The organism is Cupriavidus basilensis (assembly GCF_008801925.2).
Classification (GTDB): domain Bacteria; phylum Pseudomonadota; class Gammaproteobacteria; order Burkholderiales; family Burkholderiaceae; genus Cupriavidus; species Cupriavidus basilensis.
In genome coordinates this window covers 69604-87679 of sequence record NZ_CP062807.1, presented here as the reverse complement: position 1 = coordinate 87679, position 18076 = coordinate 69604, and the positions used below count along the sequence as shown (strand labels likewise).

Here is an 18076-nt window from a genome sequence, read left to right as displayed (position 1 = left end):
CGATGTCAGTAGGTATCACGGTCAATCCACAGAGGGCGGTTCTCTCCTTCGCGCTTGTCGATCGGCCCATCGGTGTCGCGCCATGCGTCTCGGTGAATGCCAACAATGGCCCGACCGATCTCCTCGCTGTCTTGCGCGGAGAAGCAGAGCGCAACCGGGCGCTGCCGATCGGGATCATCCGTGAAGGACACGTACAGGGTGAAATCCCGGTAGCCGGGGGCATTACCGTGTGTTTCGTACTTGACCTGGTACCGCTCCCCCTCAACCGGCGCGGGTTCGGGCGGTGGCAGATTGTTGAGATTCCAGTCGGCAATCATCCGTTGGAATCGGGCTTCGCCGTCGGGGAAATATTTGTGCACTTCCGCCTTCGCCCGGTTGTCCAGCCGAAGCACGGCAAGGCAATGCTCGAAGAGGTCGTCGTCTAGCCGACGAAGGTCCGTCAAGTCGAACGGGAAGTCGTGGCCGTTGTAGAGGCCAGCGAGGAAGCGCGCCACAATGCCGGCCTGATCCGTGTCGGCGTCGGTCAACTCCAGCAATTGCACCAGGGAATCGAGGCCCCGATCGTGATCCTGCGCGCGCACCTCGGCGGCGCGCTGGCCAGCGGTACTGCCGCTGCGCGCCTGCGCAAAGAACTCGTCCACCGCCTGGTGGAACGCTTCCACCAGGTGCACCGGCACATGATTGGTGATGGCCCGTCGCGCGGGGCGAGGATCTGTCATGATTGGCTCTCCGTAATCGGTTCGGTGAGGAAATGCGCGGCAGCATACAAAGCGTTGCAGCTCCATACTTCCGCCCCGTCGCGGTAAAAGGTGCACCACTTTCCGTCGCTGATGCAGCGGGCTTCCGGATGAACAGGCTGATGCCCGTTCATCACCACGCGCAACATATCCGTGTCCTTGGTCCGCGCGACATACTCGCCGGCGGCGAGCGCTTCGACGGGGGCGAATTTTCGTGTCATAGCCTGGTCCTCCTAGATCTGATCTGAGGGCGAACGCACGTTTCACGTCGGCGGCGCTGCCAACGTGCCCATTGCCGACAGTAGTTCACTCCCATGGCGCAACATGCCGTCCCCGTCGATAAACCGAAAGCGATCGCTTTCCGCATAGATTTGCCGGCCTGCATATCCGATTGTCCTCGTATTCAATGCGGCCACGCCGTGGGCCGGTATCTCGATGGAGCCGGCCCGACCGTCAAGGCGGCCTTGGATTGCCCAGTGCTTGGTGAGCGGACATATGACGGTTGTACCCGACAGCCCGAATCCCGGCGGGTAGATGCCACCCTCCATCTTCGGGTCATCCCAGCACAGCGTGACCGGATGATCCGACGCCACGAACCCCCCAGTGTCAGGGGCCGCCTTGATCAGTACCCAGCTGCGCCGATGCAACAGGTCGTAGACCGTAGTCAGCGATTGCAGCTCGGTTTGGACGTGCCCCGTCGTGGACACTTCGATGGCGTAGCGCCCCTCGCGGACAAAATCCCGGAATTCCTCGTAGCTCACACCATTCTGCTTCACAAAACCCGCCTCAGTTGCCCGCCGCACTTGCGACTCAAACCGGCGCTTGTCCGCCACGACGAGATCCATCATCCGGCGCGTGACATCTTCGTGAAACCGGCGCGACGCCTCCCGGCGAAGCGGATTGCGCACAGCCATCAATGCAATCAGCTCGAGCACTAGCGCTCGGTCTTGCTCGTCCTGCAGGGTTCCTTGTGCGTCCAAGCGTACCAGCGCCGGCGCGAGCTTCGATTCGAAGGTGGCGTAGCCAGATTCGACCACGTTCGGGTCTTCACCCTCCACATCGATTCGGTTGAAATCCCGTTCAGCCGCGACGTTCTGCGGGGTGGTCAGGAAGGCACGTTTCGTCTTCGCATCGACCACATACAGCTGCGAGTTCTTGCTACGGTTGCGGGCAAAGCCCTTGAGGTAGCACTGTGGGATGTAATGATGCTTGCGAGCCTGGGCGCCCATCGCGGTATCGGCAGTCATGGGGCATCCTTGGTCTTCGGCAATGCTTCCGCCAACGTCGCGCGGAAATCCCATGGATCGGTGTCGAGCGTCGAGGCTGGTAAGCGGACCCCCTGACGCAACCGCTCGGCTAGCCGCCACGCCTCGGTGCCACGCCGCGCCGCCTGCGTGCGGATCTCCGCCACGCTGCCAAACGGATCGCCATACTCGCTGTTGCCGCGGATATACGCGCGGCTGTAGTCAACCTGGAGGGGAAGCCCCAATACCCGCGCCGCGAGTTCGGCAGTAATCCAACGCCAGTTCGTATCGGCAGGCAGCGTCAAGGCTGGCATAGAGATGCCCCGCAGCGGGTCGGAGGAATAAGTTCGACCTGCCTCAGCCTCGGCATCAAGTGCGTCGGAAATGCACTGCGCGCATTCCAGCGCGTAGCACTCCAGCGCCACCGCGACGGTCAGGGCGGCATGGCGCTGCTCGCGCGCGTGTTCGGCCTTGGTGCGCCGGGCCTCTTTGAGCCAGACAATGCCTTGATTGGTGAGTGCGGCGACAACACCGGCGCCCAGTGCGCTGGTGGCCAATGGCCAGAATGCGGGGGCGCTGAACAGGTCCCAGTTCAAGAGCGATTCTCCTGCTTTGTCATTTGGTCAGATCGAGGCTAGCGCGAAAGACTCCGGGCAAGCGGACGTGCAGCGCTCGCAGCACGCTTGTCTTTTCCCGGCAGTCGACCTGGGCAGCCAGGGCCTCGTCTTTGTTCTGCGATTTTTTCAAAGCACGCTCAGAGGCGCGCAGGGCGAAGACCGCCTCGTGCGTCTCCTGCACAAACGCCACCACAGTCGGCGGGAACAAAAAGAGCGCGTCCACCTTGCGCCGCGCGAACTCGCTGCCAGCCTGGTTCTGGTCTTCGTCGTCTCCCGTCAGATGGGCCACCAGGACGTCATGCGTCGCCGTATAGACGCGCCAGCGCCGATCGAACAGGTGATGCGTTAAGGTGCGCTGCCCGACCCGCCATTGTTGGTAGGTGATGAGCGCTGAGAATAGTGCAATCGCCGGCACCGCGATGCCGACGACGATCTGCAGCCAGTAAGGCATGGAGGCCTCCTAACGCGCGCGCAACACGGCGGCGATACGCTCCACCCGGTCGGCGATGTCCTGCACATCCGTGACCTTGCCCCTGTTCCACGAATCCCATAACCGAGGGAATTAGGCAGCCCGGTGTTGCTGAGCTGCGGACCAGTTTTTCTCGAACGTCATGGGGCTGACGTAGCCCAGCGTCGAGTGGAGTCGGCTGGCATTATAAAAGCCAAGCCAGTCAATTACCTCGTCCATTGCGGCGCGGCGGGTAGCGAACTGGCGACCGTGCAGGCGAGCGACCTTCAACGACCCCCACAGACTCTCAGTCGGCGCGTTGTCCCAGCAATCGCCCCTGCGGCTCATTGACGAGCGCATGCCATACGCCTTCAGGGCGTCTTGAAACAGATGGCTGCAATACTGGCTTCCCCGGTCGGTGTGCACAATCACACCGGCTTCCGGGCGGCGCCGGAACCAGGCCATGCGCAGCGCGTCCGTGACCAATTCGGCCTTCATGTGTGGTTGCATCGACCAGCCAACCACCTGCCGGCTGAACAGGTCGATGATGACCACCAGGTAGAGCCAGCCTTCGGCGGTCGCCACATAGGTTATGTCGCTCGTCCAGACTTGATTGGGTGCTGCTGGGCTAAAGTCGCGTTGCAGCAGATTGGGGGCCACCGGCAAATCGTGGTTCGAGTTGGTTGTCGCGATGTACTTGCGCTTGTGGCGGGCACGGATGCCGTGCAGCGCCATCAGCTTGCGAACACGCTCCTTGCCCACCCGCACCCCACGCGCCAGCAGTTCCTTCCACATGCGCGGCCAGCCGTACTCCCCCTTGACCCCGGCGTGAATCGCCTTGATGTGGGCCAACAAGGCATCGTCACTGAGTCGGCCTCTATCTGGCCTGTCGGTGCTTACTGTGCGTTGCTTGCGCTGGTGATAGCCGCTGGGGCTGACCCCTAACAGCTCACACAGGACCGAGACCGGCCAGTAACGTCGGTTTCGCTCGATGAACGCATACCTCACACCGACTCCTTCGCAAAGTATGCTGCGGCTTTTTTTAAAATATCGCGCTCCATCTTCAAGCGCGCCACCTCCGCCCGAAGCCGGGCCAGCTCCATCTGCTCCGGGCTGACCGGCTTCATACCCGCACCAGTCAGCTTGCCTTCCCGCTCCGCCTTGACCCAGTTATGCAGCGTCTGCGCTCTGATGCCCAGGGTCGCGCTAACCACTGCCATGCTCTGCCCGCTCTTCACCAGCCGTACCGCTTCCAGCTTGAATTCCAGCGTGTACTGCGCCCGCTTTGTCTTGCTTGTCATCACATCTCTCCTTGCTTCAGTTTAACCTCAGCAAGGGATTCGTTTTGCGGGGGCAAGCTCACCGGTCGCAGGTGGCGCACGGCGCTTTCCGCGTCGGCGGCGTCCACCGAAACGGCGTGCAGCGTCCAGGTTGCCCAGACCATCCACATTGCCACGAACAACCGCCAGCCGTTTGCCTTTACCCACGCCATCGACTTCTCCTAAGTGCTTGTTTTTGTTCGTATCGGGTCTGATGCAAATCTGTACCGACCCTTTTTGCCACCTGAAACGTCATGCCGATAATAACAGTTATCGGCATGGAGACGGGTGGCAAAAAAGCCACCCGGAGGCGGCTCTTGATCGCGTGATATGTCAGAGGCCGGCTTGCGCATGGCCCAACTGGGACTCCATGTAGATCTGGGCTTCATGTGCCTTTCGCGCCAGCGCGTCTTTTTGCTCGGCGGCTCGTTGCAGAATGTCCGCTTCTACGTCATGGCCTAGACTGGCGCCTCGGCTAGCCAGATCGAGCAGCCGATCTCGTTCAGCGGCAGCGCTGGCCGCCACAGTCTGCCAATCGTCCCGATAACGTTTCAGCTTTTCAATATGCTCTTGGTGCTGTTGGGGAGTCAGATTCATTTACTTGCTTCCGTTTTTAGGTCTTCTTTGCTGCCACCACCCCTGCTCGGGGCGTTTTCCCTACTTGGCACACTCGGGCAGCAGCTTGCGGCCCTGCTCGACCCAATTTCTTGCTTCTCCAAGATTGCCTTGGTCTACTGCCGCGATCATCTGGACCAGACCGCCGATGGCTTGATTCTTGGTAATCACGCCGGCCTTGAAGTCTTCGAGCGCATGGCCCAAGAACTCGTCCAGGTTCTTATGATCCCTGTTGGTGAGGATCGGTGAACGGCTCGTCATCGTTTGATTTCCTTCGTTGCGGCTGCCGGCGCGGGGCGCATGGGACGCGCCTGGATGCCCTGCAGGGGGCGTTTTCCTTCACTGCCAGTTATCGGCAAGGAGACGGGATACGAAAAAGCCGCCCGGGGGCGGCCTTCTTTGGTTTCAGCGCTTCGGAAGGTACTGCTTGGCCAAGTCGGTCACGGTCGCTACCGCGTCCTCACCGAGCTCATCATCAGGAACGCCCGCGAGCCCAAGTTTGATTTTGGCCTCGTTCCACGCATGGTCTTCAGGGCTCGTGGGTTCTTCTTCTACATAACCACCCATGACAGATACTCCATTCACGATCATCGCCCCGAACGATTCGCGGGCGGGCTCCTATAGTAGCCGCACGCGGCCCGAATTGCACCTGCTGGCGGGGCCGGTGGTGTCCCCTGGGGGCGTTTTCTCTGCTGCCCACCCGGGGCGTTTTTGCTAATCCTGGCCGGCGTTCATTGACTCGGCTCCTCCGGGCTGTCGGCTGACGAAATAGAGAAAGCACAACATACCAGCGCCACCCAAGCCCATCGCTCCACCCCATGCTCTGAATGGCTCCCTCTCAAAATTGATGGCCAACACGACAAAGGCGGCCAACACTAGGGCCAGCGCCAATATGAGTGGGGCGGCTTCTGCAGCTTGTTTGATCGTGACTCGTTTCATGGATTGTTCCTCTCCAAATTCCCGTGCCGGGCGTTTTCACTCGATGCCAGCTACCGCTAACGGTGCTCACCTTGTTACGCGGACGTGTCGGAAGTTGGCCAGGAAGTCCGGTTCGATCTTGTTTTCGCGTCCCGTGTCATCAATCACAACGGCTGCAGCCGGCTCACGCAGCGGAATAACCTTGATAACACGGTAGCGACGTCCTTTGGTGAAGGCCACGACACCGTCGTCCTCCATGTGCAATGTGTCCAGCGCCTCCAGAGCGTCGCCGGTGGTGATGGCCCAAATATCTTCGTCAGTCGGCATTTGGCCCTCCTTGGCCGCCTGTGCCCCTCTAAGGGGCGTTTTCTGTTCGAGGTTTCAGGCCATGCCTAGCGAGCCTTTTTGCAGTCGCCTCACGTGCCAGCCCAGGCCTTCGGCCCATATAGGCTCGCCGTATTCGTCGTAAAGGCGAACCTGCACAGAGCGGCCCACCATGGCGCGGTCCAAATCACGCTTGCGCAGTTCAACCTGGCGCAATTGCCCGGCGATCATGGCGTGGCGCTTGACCAGCTTTGGCCCTTCCCAAATTCGTACAAGCCCCATCACGATCAGCGGGAGCCCGACCGTAACGAGCGCAGCGAATAGAAGAGCCTGACGCAGTACTGAAACTGAATCTTCCATACCATTTCCTATGGTCGGATTACCCCTGATGGCGCGTTATCCTTCAACTGGTCAATCTGTGATGTAGCCCCAAACCTTGATGAAATCGTGGATACCCACGCTCACCTGCGCGTCCATGGCATCGGCCAGGGCCAAGCCGTGCAACATTCCCCGAAAGAACTCGTGCCCGTAACCCTCTCCCGTGCCTTCCTTGCGCTCACGGTACAGCGTGCGCATGTGGGCCTTGAGCGTATCCAGTCCCTCCGCACCGGCATACAGGAGGCCGCTCTCGCGAGCCCGTGCTGCCTCGGCTTCGCGGGCCACCTCGTCAGGCGTGCGCGGGTACATGCGCACCTCTTTCTGGAATCCGTCCATCGGCCTTTCTCCTTTGCCACTGAGGGCATGCTCTCTCGCTACCCACGATGGGCGTTTTCCTTCAATGCCAGTTGTCGGCATGGACAAGCGGACAAAAAACACCCGCCGAGAGCGGGTTTCGGTGTTCTGTCTACAACTGCGCGACCGCAGCGGCCACGGCGCACAGCGGAGCCGTCGGCACCATCGACACGCCGGCGGGCCGGCGCGATTGGGCGAAGCCCAGTCCCGTGGCCTGCGGCGTGATCCAGCCGCTCGGGTGCCCGGTGGCCAAGGTGTTCAGCTGCCGTTGCGCTGGCTCGAGCAACTGCCGCAGCGTGGGCCTCAACACGGCATAGGACATGCCGCTGCGCGGCGGAAGTAATAGTGTGGCGCTCTTGATCGGATTGGTTGTCATATGGCTCCTCGGCTCCGTTGGGGCGTTTTCCTTTTCCGATTAGTGAGACTTACCAGACAAAGCTAAGCTCTCAGCCAGAGCCAAGAGCCATCGGCGCCACCAGGACTGCCCTGCGTTGCGCTCAGCAAGTGGCACCCGCTTGATCCTTGTTCGGCCCTGATCTTCAACAATTCGCTTCATGGCTTTTACATTTCTCGCCCTGCCTGGTGATTCCAGGCAACCGAGTTGCCTCTTCAATTGGGATGCATCCTCTTGCTGCGCCTTTGTGGGGCGCTCTCTGCTACCCCACGACGGCGCGCTATCAATCCTTAGAATCGCTTCGGGCCCTATCTGGCATACAGACGGTCAGCCAATTCCTTGGCCGCCTTGTCCACTTCCTCTCTGCCTTTCTCGTCTGCGTCTGCTCTGCTGCCGCCGAACGCCTTTAGAACGACTCTACCCTGAGAGGTGTCGATAACGAGCTGCCACCAGTAGATATGGGAGCCTGCTGCACGCTCCGCCCGGATTCCCTTCACCTCAAGCACGGGAATGATATGTGTAGCTTTTTCAGCCTTGACCGTCAGATATTCGCAACCCTCGGAAATAGTAAATTCATTGTTCGGTTTGTCCACTTTTCTCCTTTCTGAGCCTCTTGGCCCTGTTGACCCTGTGGGGCGTTACATCGCATCCACCGAGGATGCTTTCTGTCGGTCGTAGCCTTGTCGGGCACAAGTGATCAACTCGTTTGCCAACTGCTCATGCACACGTACCCGGTGCGCGCGAAATTGAAAGTCCAGCCATCTCTCCGCGCATTCATTTCACTCGGCTCCCCCATTCCTTTGCTTGTAGATTTGCAGCCAGGCGACAATCTCATCCAGTTGGGCATTGTCCAAGTGGTCGCAGTTGGCGTAAATCGCCGCTGCAACCCGGTTTCGATATACCTCAGTCGTCGATCCGGCCCCTTCCTTGCCGTCCATACCTGGCTGGCCCGCGTCGGTAAGAACCCGACGATCGTAGCGGTCAACGAAGTGCGACGGGCTAATCACGAGTTGTAGGTGCATGGCACTCTCTTTTCTGTTGGCCCTTGAGGGCCTTGACACCAACGTCTATGGAGCAATCATCGAGGCCATTCGCGCCAGAACGCGACTCGCAAACTCCGAGGCACTTTCCTTCGCGCCATCAATAGTCAGGAAGCCCCGTGCCTCATAGGCCAAGTAGGTGAGTCGATATCCGCCGAAATCGTCGGCGACTGCGATCATTTCCTGTCCCGCGAATACGGCCGTTTGCATCTGGTCGTCGCCCGACCATCGTTGCTGAGGTCCTGACATAGCCCAACGGCCACCCCCGTGCAATTGGATATCCATCGCGCAATCCGCGGTGCAGTTAGCCTCGAAGGGTATTGCCCACGTCATCGAGCTTCGCGAGGCTTTCGGTGATTCTGGTCAAACTCGCGGTGAGCTCATCGTATTTGGGGCTTTCGTAGGGGGTGTCGTCCAGAGCCCTCGATACGCTCAGGAGCTTCTGCTGCAACCCTTTCAGGAGCGTATCGTAGGCGGCCTGTTGTTCTTTGGTCATTTGCATCCTAGGTGGTATTGACAGCGGGAGGCCTGTGCCTCCTCGCGCGCATTCCCGCGCAATGGCAATGTTAGGTGCACTTGTGCACTTCTGTCAATTCCTAGCGGGCGGCTTTCTGACGTTGGAAACCTAGCGAGTGTGGGAGCGGTCCGAGTCCCGGTCGACTGCCTTCCAATCGGCAATGGTGTGTTGGTATTTCACCTTGACATAGGTGCCAACTGGCGGGGAAGCATGCCAATGCTCTGTGGGGTGGATAACGACGGTGTTGCGTCCGAGATCCTGGACGCAGCACTTGTCATTGCCCCACAGGATGCGACCCGCATATTGGCCGGATTCGTAATTGCCATGCTGGACACTCCGGCTCGTGGTGGCCAGAAACTGCTGAAGGTCGGGTGACGCGGCAATGATCTCGTCCGCCGGCGGCGGCGGAGCAATCCGCTCCCGCTCCGGTTGGAGGCGCAGGAGCTCGGCCTGAAGCAACGCGGGGATGCGATCCGCGAGGTCATCCGCCATTTTCATACTGGAGAGGCATTCCAGCATCAATGGTCGATCGCTCGAGAGCTTCTCTGTGGCTTTCGCGAATGAGGAAATGATGGCTTTCCCATAGGCACCCATAGCCTTCTCGACAGCTGCAGTGGGGATGCTTCCCCACTTCTCCACCATCATGCCCAGGTCGATGATGTCCCGATACATGCTCTGGATGTCGCCCTGGCGGTCGTCGTTTGCGAGCAATTTCTCCGCATACATGTCTTCCCGCGAGAGGACCGGCACGCCCATCAATGGGCTTGGTGCCCCGACGACCTTGATACGCCCCTCATGAACGAACTCGATCTTGAGAGGAACGCCATCGATCACTGCGAACGTCCGGACGCCATATTGGTCGGTCCGCACGTCGCGTAGCAATTCAATTCTTTGACCCTGCGCGGCAACGCCTTGGAGCCCTTCCTTCTCGCGGATGGCTTCTCGAAGCTTCCGATAACCCTCGGAGGAACCGACCATAAAGTCTACGTCGACCGATTCGCGATACTCATCGGCCCCCGGAGAAAGAACAATGGCCGTACCGCCACCAAAATAAGTATCGCATTCTCGCAAAAATGAACCGTCGAGTTGGGACAGCAGTTTAGCGATCCGCTGGTGATGTTCTCGGTTATACAAGAAGGACCCCGTTTCCGAATTGATTGGTCAGCCGGCGAACAAGGTCGCGCTCAGGACGGGTCATGTGCTGTTGATCCACATGTCGCCAATTAGCCTCATAGAGGGCGAACGCTTCCCGATCATCCACGCGGGTTGTACCGGGACGATTCCAGACCAGCATTCGCAGTTGAGGGTATTGAGCTAACGTGACCATGATTTTCACTCTATTCAGAGTATGGCAAAGCCGACCTAGTTTGTCTAATCGAAGCCAGGTACCTCTTGGAGCGAGGGCCGCGGACAGAGTTCTGCGATAGCCCTATTTCCAACGTTGGAAATGACCGAAATGGCACTTATTCGGTTGTGGCGCCAGAGGCACTAAGAACCCGCTCAGCGTGCCGAATCACCACCTCAGGACAATTGCGCCGCCGGCGGCTATCTTGCGCTGCGAGGTATGACTTCCAGGTGGACAGGGCAATAGGAAAAGCCTGCCCTTCGTTGACAAGCGTAAGTGCCTCTTCCTGCGTAAGTTGGGCCTGCTCAATCAGTTCGCGCAGGACTTCGCCGTTATCCTTCTGTGCAGCCATAGATTCAATTCAAGTGTACTTGTGCACCAAGGATAGCAGGTCGTGCAGATTTCGCACAGACGGCTCGACCGTTGCTTGTTCATCGGGTGAACGATTCGCCCCCTGTTGGGGTTGCTGGACAAGTTCGAGAGTTGCGGTACTGGCCCTATGCAGCACTAAGCGCGCATACTCATCCACAGAGTAGCCTGCGGCGTTGGCCGCATTGAGCAAATGCTCGTGGTCTGACGGGTGGAGGCTAAGGTTGAGAACGGTATGAGGCTGCATAGTCGTCTGTCCATTTATCACATGCGAAACAATACTATAAAAAAAGTATTGGCGCGGCACTCGTGTCGGACACATTCCGATGGCGCAGGACCCGTACTCCAGCCAACACTGGAAGAGAACCACAGGAGGCAGAGAGTCATGACCACCGCAAATGTTCATGTCTTATCCCACCACGACGACCGGGACGTAAAACTCGAAGGGGCGACGGGCGCGGGCTCGCACCACTCCGACCAGGCCGAGGTAGTCGCCGCGGGCATCGAATTGGCCAGGCGCGAGAAGTGCGAGTTGCTGGTGCTCGGACGCGACAGTCAGATCCGTATGCGGAACAGCTACAGGAACGACCCGCGCAACGTGCCGGGCTAACGCCATGGCCTCCCGCGAAGGGGCGCTGCAGCTGGCCGAGGTCACACCCATGCTGGCGCGCAAGGCGCTGGCCTTGCCGACCCGTGGTGACTGGCGCTATGAATTCAAGTTCGATGGGTACCGGATGCTGGCCTCGACCACTGTGCCAGCGCTCAAGACGCGTCACGGCACTGACTGCACCAGGTGGTTTCCCGAGGTGCTTCCAATCTTGGCGAGGCTACCGCCAGCTACCATACTAGACGGCGAAATCGCCGTGCTGGACGAAGTGGGGCGGTCTGACTTTGCCAAGTTACATGCTCGCGCCAAACGGCGCGGCTTGGCTGCGGGTGATCCGCTGGCGGTTTATTGCGTTTTCGACTTATTGGCCCTTCGTGGCAAAGACCTTCGCGGCCTACCCTTCGAGACTCGCAAGTTGAGACTTCGCAAGCTGCTCGAGCCCATTAAGGAGGGCCTGCTGTACGTTGAAGACGTGGACGATGGCGAATGGCTCTACCAGGCCGTCCTGGCGCTTCAAATGGAGGGGGTGGTGGCCAAGCGCGTCGGCAGTCCCTACGTGGGCGGCGACGGCCATTCAGATTGGTTCAAGATAAAGCGGCCAGGTGCGACGCCACCGGGGCGTTTTCGGCGCGAAGTGTGAGGAACCGGAATTAGCTGAGCTGTAGTGAAAAGATGCGCGAATTAGCCGGACTTCGCCTCAGGTACAAGATCTACAGACAGCGCGAGCATGAAGAGCCGGAAGCCCGCAGCATAGTTGTCGCCTCACTCTTGTTCGTAGGTGTCGTAGTTGTCCGGATCATTCATCCAGTCCGGCTCGATGTCATTGAAATACAGATTGTGAGCCGTGGGTAGGATCTCGACGTCGTCGATCGTCAATCCCTCGTTGGTGTCAACGGTGACAAGAGCAGCGAACTCGACTTCGGCAGTTTCGGTCAATTCCGCGGTGCCCATGTCCATGTACTCACGGTCCACGCCATCCCACTTCTGAAAGCTGAAGCTCACAGTTACCGAGACGGTGGCGGTCCCACATACCCTAATTACAGCCTGACCTTCACTGTGAGATACCGTATCCAGCGTGGCGCCCGTCGCGTCTGGAATATCGAGACTGACATCCTCAACGGAAGTCTCGACATCATCTTCCTCGACGGAGAACTGGGAATCCGCCTCCACATCAAAACTGAACTGGTCAACCTGATGTCGTGCCGCCTCCAGGACCGCTGCCCGTAATCCGATCGCATCGCCGGCAGCAAACTGAGCGGCCAACCGGACTGAGGGGTCGGCAACCTCCGTCCAGCGCTGCATGGCGGCGAGCGCATCGGCCAGGTCATCGACTACCACGACGCGAACCGATTGGGCGCCGTAACGCTGCCAGTCCTTGTCCTGAGCCACCGCCAATATCCGTGTGTCCTTTTCTTCCGCCCAGCCTTCAAGCGTCGACAGCGCCACCGCATCCGGAAATTCGTGCTTCTTGTCTCCCGTTTCGGCAAACGGCGGCTCGCCCTGCTCGTAGCGGCGCATTACCTCACCAATCGACGCGAAGTCTGCCTCATCAATCACCTCTACGCCAACACGTTCAGCCCACTCATCGAACCTGCTTCGGGCACGCTGTTCGTCATTCTTTATGGCGTCGCCGATGAGCGCGTCTAGCTGTGTCTGATGCGCCGTGCTCACCGCCTGATGCCTCGCGACGGATTGCAGTGCATTCCGTAAGGCTTTAGTCGCGTCAGCGGCGTTACGGGCTAGGTGTCGCTTCACCTCGTTTGCCACAGTGTTCGGGATGACGAGGGCGATGTCGCTTCCCTGAAATTGGACCAGTTGGGCAAGTAGCCCGCTTTCAAGCGCGAGGCCATTCTTCTCAAAGACCGACGTGTCGATAGTCAGTGCGGTGATTTCACCGGCTAGGATCTGGTCGTGAATGCTCTGGTCCATGAGCGACAGCGTCGAGTGTGGAATACGTCAATTCTCGCATGTACTGGTGTTTAGGAGCATCGGGGTCGCGCTTGGCCAAGGGGGCCCTGATGGGGGCGGCGGATATCGCGCCCCGCCGCGCGATCTCTAGGTGGCGCCATCGGCGCCATTCATCGATACTGTATATTTATACAGTCATCGAAAAAGTGGACCATGGGCAACAGCAAACACTCCGCCGGCTGCCAGTTTCCCGCACGGGACGGCGCCGAGCCTTTCCCCTTTCCTACCGTTGGTCAAGCCGCCCAGCGCCTGCTGGACGCCCTGGACGAACTCGCCGAAGGCTCTGGCGGATTCAGTGGCTGGGAAAATGCTGCCGGCAGGGCGGCAGGTGACGCTGTTGAAGAGGCGCGGCACGAATTGCGCACTCTGCTCGAACGCCCACGAGCGTTGCCAGAGCCCGCCATCTTCGAGAAAGTATTCCGTTCTCCCCCCGTGCAAAGGGCGGCTGAAAGCATGGGCTGGCGAGGACTGGCAGAGGCCATATGGCGCGCTGCCTATGAGGGCGAGTGAATGCGAATCGCTGCCGGTATCCATCAAAATGTTTGAAGGTACGTCACAGCCTTCATCCTCGTTGAAACCTAAGACAGCGTAAGGGATTCAAGGGATCTCAACCAAGTGGCGCGAGCAGCTGCAGGACCGCTGGCCAGCTGATCGGCGTCGGCGATTTGATGAAATTATTTCGTCGTGCCACGCTCGCCAAAAATGTCCTCCAACTCTCCGGAGTGCTTCGCCCGGTATGCGCGATAGTAGATCTCGCTTCCGCCTTGCCCGAGGTGGCCGGTGTCGTTGTGACGGTATAGGGCGACACCGAACAACTGCAACTGGCACCTGCCGCCGTCACAAGGGACATCGTAGGTGTGGACGATCGAAATGCTCGGAAACTGCTGCTTCAGGTCTGCCAGCAGCTTTTCGGCTACCTTGTGGTCCTCGCGTGCGCGCGATTCCGCATAGGTGCAATCGCTGTCCGCCCCTACCCCATATAGCCGATTCGAGATGCAGTTCTCAAGCTCAGCCGGCACGATCGGTACATCGTCCAGCAGAACCACGCGCTTCCCAGCGGCAAGCAGTTTGGCAACCGTGTCATGGAAGTACGTATCGCCTGGCAGGAACCCATGGGTATTGGGTTCCGTAGCGCCTTGGACACCCACATAGCCTTGCCAGACGGCCGCCATGATGACATGGTTGATTTCCGGATGAGCAAGCACGTAGCTGAAGACTGCTTCGTTGTGCCGCAGGCACTCCTCTCGATGCGCCTGGAAGGCCGGATTGCCGGCTCGAGCGGGACCTCGTCCGATCGGCGGGCACATGGAGAGCGTGACGTCATGAATTGAGAGCCCGAACTCTTTGCCTAGCTGGTCGATGAAAGGGACGAGATGGTACGCATGCGAATCTCCCCAGTAGATCGCCGTGGGGGAAGCAGCAGCCTGTCCGAGCCAGCATGTTGACGGGTCAGTCAACTCGACTTTGTTCCAGCAGGCGTCAGCGCGCTTGCCTTGGAACACTGAGTGCCCCGTTTGCTCGTAGCTGGCGCGAAGGTCCTTCGGGTAGAACGCCGCGAAATTGTCCGTTGCTTTCGCGATCGGCAGCAGGCACCCAAGCGCGCATACAGGCGCTACAAACAGCACCAGCGCCGTCTTTCGGTTCGTCCAGTTCCGCCGGCGTATAGGCTCCTCAATCCAATGGTGAGTAGCCATGGCCAGCCCCGCGCAAAAGAGAATACCAACGAGCGTCCAAGCGTCGGACGTCAAGTGGAATCTGCGCAGTGCAAACAGAACCGGCCAATGCCAAAGGTAGAGCGTGTACGAGAGCTTCCCGGCGTAGACCACTGCACGATTCGTCAGCAGCTTCCCTACCCTGCTGGCACGCTCACCAAATGCGATGACCAGGGCCGCGCCAAGGCAAGGGATCAATGCGTAGATCCCCGGCATCGGTGTATTGGGGGTCGTCTCAGAAAACGGAAAATAAAGCACGCTAAGGCATAGCCGAACCTGCCAAGCTTGCTCCACCCTGTAGTGACGCGATCAGCGGGCAGGAAACGTTCCCCCTTCGCGCATGGCAGGCGCACACCAACTCAGACAGCACGGCCTCCATGCGCGCCAGGTCAGCCATTTTCTCGCGCACGTCCTTGAGCTTGTGCTCGGCCAGACTGCTGGCTTCCTCGCAATGGGTGCCATCCTCCAGCCGCAGCAGCTCGGCGATCTCATCCAGGCTGAAGCCCAGCCGCTGGGCTGATTTCACGAAGCGCACCCGCGTTACATCCGCCTCGCCATAGCGGCGGATGCTGCCATAGGGCTTGTCAGGCTCCAGCAACAAGCCCTTGCGCTGATAGAAACGGATGGTCTCCACATTGACCCCGGCCGCCTTGGCGAAAACGCCAATGGTCAGGTTCTCCAAATTGTTTTCCATATCGCTTGACTCCGTACATGAGTACGGAAGTAAGGTTACGCTATCCAATTTCAATTCGAAAGGACAAGCGCATGTCTGAACCAAAAACCGGGCGCGGCGCGCTCTTCACTGGAGGGCTTGCCGCCATCCTCGCCTCGGCTTGCTGCCTCGGGCCGTTGGTTCTGATCGCCTTGGGGTTCAGCGGCGCTTGGATCGGCAACTTGGCGGTGTTGGATCCCTATCGCCCCATCTTTATCGGCGTGGCGCTGGTGGCGTTGTTCTTCGCCTGGCGGCGCATCTACCGGCAGGCAGCGGCCTGCAAACCGGGTGAGGTCTGCGCGATTCCCCAAGTGCGAGCTACTTACAAGCTCATTTTCTGGATCGTGGCCGCGCTGGTTCTGGTCGCGCTCGGATTTCCCTACGTCATGCCATTTTTCTACTGATCGGAGTTCACCATGAAGAAACTGTTTGCCTCCCTCGCCCTCGCCGCCGTTGTTGCCCCCGTCTGGGCCGCCACCCAGACCGTCACGCTGTCCGTACCGGGCATGACCTGCTCCGCCTGCCCGATCACTGTCAAGAAGGCGATTTCCAAGGTCGAAGGCGTCAGCAAAGTTGACGTGACTTTCGAGACACGCCAAGCGGTCGTCACCTTCGACGATGCCAAGACCAGCGTGCAGAAGCTGACCAAGGCAACCGCAGACGCGGGCTATCCGTCCAGCGTCAAGCAGTGAGTCACTGAAAACGGCACCGCAGCACAACGGACGTCATTGTCTGGCGCCACAAACGATAAAGGATCTGTTGCATGACCCATCTAAAAATCACCGGCATGACTTGCGACTCGTGCGCGGCGCACGTCAAGGAAGCGCTGGAAAAAGTGCCAGGCGTGCAGTCGGCGCTGGTGTCCTATCCGAAGGGCACAGCGCAACTCGCCATCGTGCCGGGCACATCGCCGGACGCGCTGACTGCCGCCGTGGCCGGACTGGGCTACAAGGCAACGCTAGCCGATGCGCCACTGGCGGACAACCGCGTCGGACTGCTCGACAAGGTGCGGGGATGGATGGCCGCCGCCGAAAAGCACAGTGGCAACGAGCCCCCGGTGCAGGTAGCGGTCATTGGCAGCGGTGGAGCCGCGATGGCGGCGGCGCTGAAGGCCGTCGAGCAAGGCGCGCAGGTCACGCTGATCGAGCGCGGCACCATCGGCGGCACCTGCGTCAATGTCGGCTGTGTGCCGTCCAAGATCATGATCCGCGCCGCCCACATCGCCCATCTGCGCCGGGAAAGCCCGTTCGATGGCGGTATTGCGGCAACTGTGCCTACGATTGACCGCAGTAAGCTGCTGGCCCAGCAGCAGGCCCGCGTCGACGAACTGCGGCACGCCAAGTACGAAGGCATCCTGGGCGGTAATCCGGCCATCACCGTTGTGCACGGTGAGGCGCGCTTCAAGGACGACCAGAGCCTTACCGTCCGTTTGAACGAGGGTGGCGAGCGCGTCGTGATGTTCGACCGCTGCCTGGTCGCCGCGGGTGCCAGCCCGGCGGTCCCGCCGATTCCGGGCTTGAAAGAGTCACCCTACTGGACTTCCACCGAGGCCCTGGCGAGCGACACCATTCCCGAACGCCTTGCCGTAATCGGCTCGTCGGTGGTGGCGCTGGAGCTGGCGCAAGCCTTTGCCCGGCTGGGCAGCAAGGTCACGGTCCTGGCGCGCAATACCTTGTTCTTCCGTGAAGACCCGGCCATCGGCGAGGCGGTGACAGCCGCTTTCCGTGCCGAGGGCATCGAGGTGCTGGAGCACACGCAAGCCAGCCAGGTCGCCCATATGGACGGTGAATTCGTGCTGACCACCACGCACGGTGAATTGCGCGCCGACAAACTGCTGGTTGCCACCGGTCGGACACCGAACACGCGCAGCCTCGCGCTGGACGCAGCGGGGGTCACTGTCAATGCGCAAGGTGCCATCGTCATCGACCAAGGCATGCGCACGAGCAACCCGAACATCTACGCGGCCGGCGACTGCACCGACCAGCCGCAGTTCGTCTATGTGGCGGCAGCGGCCGGCACCCGTGCCGCGATCAACATGACCGGCGGCGATGCGGCGCTCGACCTGACCGCAATGCCGGCCGTGGTGTTCACCGATCCGCAAGTGGCGACCGTGGGCTACAGCGAGGCGGAAGCCCACCACGACGGGATCGAGACCGACAGCCGCACCTTGACCTTGGACAACGTGCCGCGTGCGCTCGCCAACTTCGACACACGCGGCTTCATCAAGTTGGTTATCGAGGAAGGCAGCCATCGGCTGATCGGCGTACAAGCGGTCGCGCCGGAAGCGGGTGAACTGATCCAGACGGCGGCTCTGGCCATTCGCAACCGCATGACGGTGCAGGAACTGGCCGACCAGTTGTTCCCCTACCTGACGATGGTCGAGGGGTTGAAGCTCGCGGCGCAGACCTTCAACAAGGATGTGAAGCAGCTTTCCTGCTGCGCCGGGTGAGAAAAAGGA

The 18076-nt window shown here is 60.1% G+C and carries 30 protein-coding genes; 6 read left to right on the top strand and 24 right to left on the bottom strand.

The window, feature by feature from the left end; all coding sequences use genetic code 11:
- Positions 1-5: 5 nt before the first annotated feature.
- The 21 genes from F7R26_RS39615 to F7R26_RS39515 all read right to left on the bottom strand — a co-directional run bounded on the left by F7R26_RS39615 (position 6) and on the right by F7R26_RS39515 (position 10602).
- Positions 6-719, bottom strand: a complete 714-nt coding sequence (locus F7R26_RS39615) for a DUF7673 family protein (RefSeq protein ID WP_241754861.1) — start codon at positions 717-719, stop codon at positions 6-8.
- Positions 716-958: a hypothetical protein gene (locus F7R26_RS39610; protein ID WP_150986918.1), complete on the bottom strand. Its 243-nt coding sequence runs from the start codon at positions 956-958 to the stop codon at positions 716-718. Before F7R26_RS39610 ends, F7R26_RS39615 begins: the two co-directional genes overlap by 4 nt.
- A gap of 42 nt (positions 959-1000) precedes the next feature.
- The gene (locus F7R26_RS39605; RefSeq protein ID WP_150986917.1) at positions 1001-1984 is read right to left on the bottom strand and encodes a DUF4238 domain-containing protein; all 984 of its coding nucleotides are present in this window, start codon (positions 1982-1984) and stop codon (positions 1001-1003) included.
- The gene (locus F7R26_RS39600) at positions 1981-2577 is read right to left on the bottom strand and encodes a hypothetical protein (protein WP_150986916.1); all 597 of its coding nucleotides are present in this window, start codon (positions 2575-2577) and stop codon (positions 1981-1983) included. The genes F7R26_RS39605 and F7R26_RS39600 overlap by 4 nt, the downstream gene beginning before the upstream one ends.
- A gap of 19 nt (positions 2578-2596) precedes the next feature.
- On the bottom strand, positions 2597-3049 hold the full coding sequence (locus tag F7R26_RS39595; protein WP_150986915.1) for a hypothetical protein: 453 nt from the start codon (positions 3047-3049) through the stop codon (positions 2597-2599).
- Positions 3050-3160: 111 nt separating this feature from the next.
- Positions 3161-4347 (bottom strand): IS3-like element ISRme13 family transposase gene (locus tag F7R26_RS39590; protein ID WP_085960481.1). Its coding sequence is split into 2 segments (ribosomal slippage): positions 3161-4092 and positions 4092-4347, totalling 1188 coding nucleotides; the frame shifts between segments, so codons are not numbered across the junction.
- Positions 4347-4538: a hypothetical protein gene (locus F7R26_RS39585; RefSeq protein ID WP_150986914.1), complete on the bottom strand. Its 192-nt coding sequence runs from the start codon at positions 4536-4538 to the stop codon at positions 4347-4349. Before F7R26_RS39585 ends, F7R26_RS39590 begins: the two co-directional genes overlap by 1 nt.
- A gap of 160 nt (positions 4539-4698) precedes the next feature.
- Positions 4699-4962 (bottom strand): hypothetical protein, encoded by a 264-nt coding sequence (locus tag F7R26_RS39580; protein WP_150986913.1) that lies wholly within the window; start codon positions 4960-4962, stop codon positions 4699-4701.
- 60 nt (positions 4963-5022) lie between these two features.
- Positions 5023-5241 (bottom strand): hypothetical protein, encoded by a 219-nt coding sequence (locus F7R26_RS39575; protein ID WP_150986912.1) that lies wholly within the window; start codon positions 5239-5241, stop codon positions 5023-5025.
- Positions 5242-5385: 144 nt separating this feature from the next.
- Complete coding sequence (locus F7R26_RS39570) at positions 5386-5547, bottom strand: hypothetical protein (RefSeq protein ID WP_170301898.1); 162 nt, start codon at positions 5545-5547, stop codon at positions 5386-5388.
- A 147-nt stretch (positions 5548-5694) separates the two neighbouring features.
- Positions 5695-5919: a hypothetical protein gene (locus F7R26_RS39565; protein WP_150986911.1), complete on the bottom strand. Its 225-nt coding sequence runs from the start codon at positions 5917-5919 to the stop codon at positions 5695-5697.
- A 66-nt stretch (positions 5920-5985) separates the two neighbouring features.
- A complete protein-coding gene (locus F7R26_RS39560; RefSeq protein WP_150986910.1) occupies positions 5986-6225 on the bottom strand; it encodes a hypothetical protein in 240 nt (79 codons plus the stop codon).
- Positions 6226-6279: 54 nt separating this feature from the next.
- Positions 6280-6582 (bottom strand): hypothetical protein, encoded by a 303-nt coding sequence (locus F7R26_RS39555; RefSeq protein WP_150986909.1) that lies wholly within the window; start codon positions 6580-6582, stop codon positions 6280-6282.
- Between the two features lie 51 nt (positions 6583-6633).
- On the bottom strand, positions 6634-6936 hold the full coding sequence (locus tag F7R26_RS39550; protein WP_150986908.1) for a hypothetical protein: 303 nt from the start codon (positions 6934-6936) through the stop codon (positions 6634-6636).
- 130 nt (positions 6937-7066) lie between these two features.
- Entirely contained in the window at positions 7067-7330 is a 264-nt protein-coding gene (locus tag F7R26_RS39545) for a hypothetical protein (RefSeq protein ID WP_150986907.1), read from the bottom strand.
- 326 nt (positions 7331-7656) lie between these two features.
- Positions 7657-7941, bottom strand: a complete 285-nt coding sequence (locus F7R26_RS39540) for a hypothetical protein (RefSeq protein ID WP_150986906.1) — start codon at positions 7939-7941, stop codon at positions 7657-7659.
- A gap of 186 nt (positions 7942-8127) precedes the next feature.
- Positions 8128-8370 (bottom strand): hypothetical protein, encoded by a 243-nt coding sequence (locus F7R26_RS39535; protein ID WP_150986905.1) that lies wholly within the window; start codon positions 8368-8370, stop codon positions 8128-8130.
- Between the two features lie 45 nt (positions 8371-8415).
- Entirely contained in the window at positions 8416-8673 is a 258-nt protein-coding gene (locus F7R26_RS39530; protein WP_150986904.1) for a hypothetical protein, read from the bottom strand.
- A gap of 19 nt (positions 8674-8692) precedes the next feature.
- Complete coding sequence (locus F7R26_RS39525) at positions 8693-8884, bottom strand: hypothetical protein (RefSeq protein WP_150986903.1); 192 nt, start codon at positions 8882-8884, stop codon at positions 8693-8695.
- A 129-nt stretch (positions 8885-9013) separates the two neighbouring features.
- Entirely contained in the window at positions 9014-10039 is a 1026-nt protein-coding gene (locus F7R26_RS39520; protein WP_150986902.1) for a nucleotidyl transferase AbiEii/AbiGii toxin family protein, read from the bottom strand.
- A gap of 329 nt (positions 10040-10368) precedes the next feature.
- Entirely contained in the window at positions 10369-10602 is a 234-nt protein-coding gene (locus F7R26_RS39515) for a hypothetical protein (RefSeq protein ID WP_150986900.1), read from the bottom strand.
- A gap of 402 nt (positions 10603-11004) precedes the next feature.
- On the opposite strand from F7R26_RS39515, the gene F7R26_RS39510 reads away from it, so the two are divergent.
- Together F7R26_RS39510 and F7R26_RS39505 are read left to right on the top strand one after the other, a co-directional pair.
- A complete protein-coding gene (locus F7R26_RS39510) occupies positions 11005-11229 on the top strand; it encodes a DUF2188 domain-containing protein (protein WP_150986899.1) in 225 nt (74 codons plus the stop codon).
- A gap of 4 nt (positions 11230-11233) precedes the next feature.
- Entirely contained in the window at positions 11234-11866 is a 633-nt protein-coding gene (locus F7R26_RS39505) for an ATP-dependent DNA ligase (RefSeq protein WP_150986898.1), read from the top strand.
- Between the two features lie 122 nt (positions 11867-11988).
- Here F7R26_RS39505 and F7R26_RS39500 read toward each other — a convergent pair whose 3' ends face one another.
- Entirely contained in the window at positions 11989-13155 is a 1167-nt protein-coding gene (locus F7R26_RS39500) for a PIN domain-containing protein (protein ID WP_150986897.1), read from the bottom strand.
- A gap of 192 nt (positions 13156-13347) precedes the next feature.
- Between F7R26_RS39500 and F7R26_RS39495 the strand changes: the two genes are divergently transcribed.
- Entirely contained in the window at positions 13348-13704 is a 357-nt protein-coding gene (locus F7R26_RS39495; RefSeq protein ID WP_150986896.1) for a hypothetical protein, read from the top strand.
- A gap of 164 nt (positions 13705-13868) precedes the next feature.
- Here F7R26_RS39495 and F7R26_RS39490 read toward each other — a convergent pair whose 3' ends face one another.
- Together F7R26_RS39490 and F7R26_RS39485 are read right to left on the bottom strand one after the other, a co-directional pair.
- Positions 13869-15122, bottom strand: a complete 1254-nt coding sequence (locus F7R26_RS39490; RefSeq protein WP_170301897.1) for an acyltransferase family protein — start codon at positions 15120-15122, stop codon at positions 13869-13871.
- 43 nt (positions 15123-15165) lie between these two features.
- Positions 15166-15600, bottom strand: coding sequence for a mercury resistance transcriptional regulator MerR (locus F7R26_RS39485; protein WP_003131969.1), 435 nt, complete (start codon positions 15598-15600; stop codon positions 15166-15168).
- A 71-nt stretch (positions 15601-15671) separates the two neighbouring features.
- Here F7R26_RS39485 and merT point away from each other — a divergent pair, with 71 nt between their 5' ends.
- The 3 genes from merT to merA all read left to right on the top strand — a co-directional run bounded on the left by merT (position 15672) and on the right by merA (position 18067).
- A complete protein-coding gene (gene merT, locus F7R26_RS39480) occupies positions 15672-16022 on the top strand; it encodes a mercuric ion transporter MerT (protein ID WP_006224622.1) in 351 nt (116 codons plus the stop codon).
- Between the two features lie 12 nt (positions 16023-16034).
- Positions 16035-16310: a mercury resistance system periplasmic binding protein MerP gene (gene merP, locus F7R26_RS39475; RefSeq protein ID WP_003131987.1), complete on the top strand. Its 276-nt coding sequence runs from the start codon at positions 16035-16037 to the stop codon at positions 16308-16310.
- 71 nt (positions 16311-16381) lie between these two features.
- The gene (merA, locus tag F7R26_RS39470) at positions 16382-18067 is read left to right on the top strand and encodes a mercury(II) reductase (protein ID WP_011514825.1); all 1686 of its coding nucleotides are present in this window, start codon (positions 16382-16384) and stop codon (positions 18065-18067) included.
- Positions 18068-18076 lie beyond the last annotated feature (9 nt).

What these genes read in the sequence shown, in the direction of transcription:
- F7R26_RS39535 (WP_150986905.1), bottom strand. Translation starts at nt 8,370, where the DNA reads ATGCACCTACAACTCGTGATTAGCCCGTCGCACTTCGTTGACCGCTAC.
- F7R26_RS39560 (WP_150986910.1), bottom strand. Translation starts at nt 6,225, where the DNA reads ATGCCGACTGACGAAGATATTTGGGCCATCACCACCGGCGACGCTCTG.
- F7R26_RS39545 (WP_150986907.1), bottom strand. Translation starts at nt 7,330, where the DNA reads ATGACAACCAATCCGATCAAGAGCGCCACACTATTACTTCCGCCGCGC.
- merA (WP_011514825.1), top strand. Translation starts at nt 16,382, where the DNA reads ATGACCCATCTAAAAATCACCGGCATGACTTGCGACTCGTGCGCGGCG.
- F7R26_RS39485 (WP_003131969.1), bottom strand. Translation starts at nt 15,600, where the DNA reads ATGGAAAACAATTTGGAGAACCTGACCATTGGCGTTTTCGCCAAGGCG.
- F7R26_RS39555 (WP_150986909.1), bottom strand. Translation starts at nt 6,582, where the DNA reads ATGGAAGATTCAGTTTCAGTACTGCGTCAGGCTCTTCTATTCGCTGCG.
- F7R26_RS39495 (WP_150986896.1), top strand. Translation starts at nt 13,348, where the DNA reads ATGGGCAACAGCAAACACTCCGCCGGCTGCCAGTTTCCCGCACGGGAC.
- F7R26_RS39610 (WP_150986918.1), bottom strand. Translation starts at nt 958, where the DNA reads ATGACACGAAAATTCGCCCCCGTCGAAGCGCTCGCCGCCGGCGAGTAT.
- F7R26_RS39615 (WP_241754861.1), bottom strand. Translation starts at nt 719, where the DNA reads ATGACAGATCCTCGCCCCGCGCGACGGGCCATCACCAATCATGTGCCG.
- F7R26_RS39505 (WP_150986898.1), top strand. Translation starts at nt 11,234, where the DNA reads ATGGCCTCCCGCGAAGGGGCGCTGCAGCTGGCCGAGGTCACACCCATG.
- F7R26_RS39500 (WP_150986897.1), bottom strand. Translation starts at nt 13,155, where the DNA reads ATGGACCAGAGCATTCACGACCAGATCCTAGCCGGTGAAATCACCGCA.
- F7R26_RS39510 (WP_150986899.1), top strand. Translation starts at nt 11,005, where the DNA reads ATGACCACCGCAAATGTTCATGTCTTATCCCACCACGACGACCGGGAC.
- F7R26_RS39595 (WP_150986915.1), bottom strand. Translation starts at nt 3,049, where the DNA reads ATGCCTTACTGGCTGCAGATCGTCGTCGGCATCGCGGTGCCGGCGATT.
- F7R26_RS39585 (WP_150986914.1), bottom strand. Translation starts at nt 4,538, where the DNA reads ATGGCGTGGGTAAAGGCAAACGGCTGGCGGTTGTTCGTGGCAATGTGG.
- F7R26_RS39515 (WP_150986900.1), bottom strand. Translation starts at nt 10,602, where the DNA reads ATGGCTGCACAGAAGGATAACGGCGAAGTCCTGCGCGAACTGATTGAG.
- F7R26_RS39580 (WP_150986913.1), bottom strand. Translation starts at nt 4,962, where the DNA reads ATGAATCTGACTCCCCAACAGCACCAAGAGCATATTGAAAAGCTGAAA.
- F7R26_RS39530 (WP_150986904.1), bottom strand. Translation starts at nt 8,673, where the DNA reads ATGGATATCCAATTGCACGGGGGTGGCCGTTGGGCTATGTCAGGACCT.
- merP (WP_003131987.1), top strand. Translation starts at nt 16,035, where the DNA reads ATGAAGAAACTGTTTGCCTCCCTCGCCCTCGCCGCCGTTGTTGCCCCC.
- F7R26_RS39490 (WP_170301897.1), bottom strand. Translation starts at nt 15,122, where the DNA reads ATGCCGGGGATCTACGCATTGATCCCTTGCCTTGGCGCGGCCCTGGTC.
- F7R26_RS39575 (WP_150986912.1), bottom strand. Translation starts at nt 5,241, where the DNA reads ATGACGAGCCGTTCACCGATCCTCACCAACAGGGATCATAAGAACCTG.
- F7R26_RS39605 (WP_150986917.1), bottom strand. Translation starts at nt 1,984, where the DNA reads ATGACTGCCGATACCGCGATGGGCGCCCAGGCTCGCAAGCATCATTAC.
- F7R26_RS39525 (WP_150986903.1), bottom strand. Translation starts at nt 8,884, where the DNA reads ATGACCAAAGAACAACAGGCCGCCTACGATACGCTCCTGAAAGGGTTG.
- merT (WP_006224622.1), top strand. Translation starts at nt 15,672, where the DNA reads ATGTCTGAACCAAAAACCGGGCGCGGCGCGCTCTTCACTGGAGGGCTT.
- F7R26_RS39565 (WP_150986911.1), bottom strand. Translation starts at nt 5,919, where the DNA reads ATGAAACGAGTCACGATCAAACAAGCTGCAGAAGCCGCCCCACTCATA.
- F7R26_RS39570 (WP_170301898.1), bottom strand. Translation starts at nt 5,547, where the DNA reads ATGGGTGGTTATGTAGAAGAAGAACCCACGAGCCCTGAAGACCATGCG.
- F7R26_RS39550 (WP_150986908.1), bottom strand. Translation starts at nt 6,936, where the DNA reads ATGGACGGATTCCAGAAAGAGGTGCGCATGTACCCGCGCACGCCTGAC.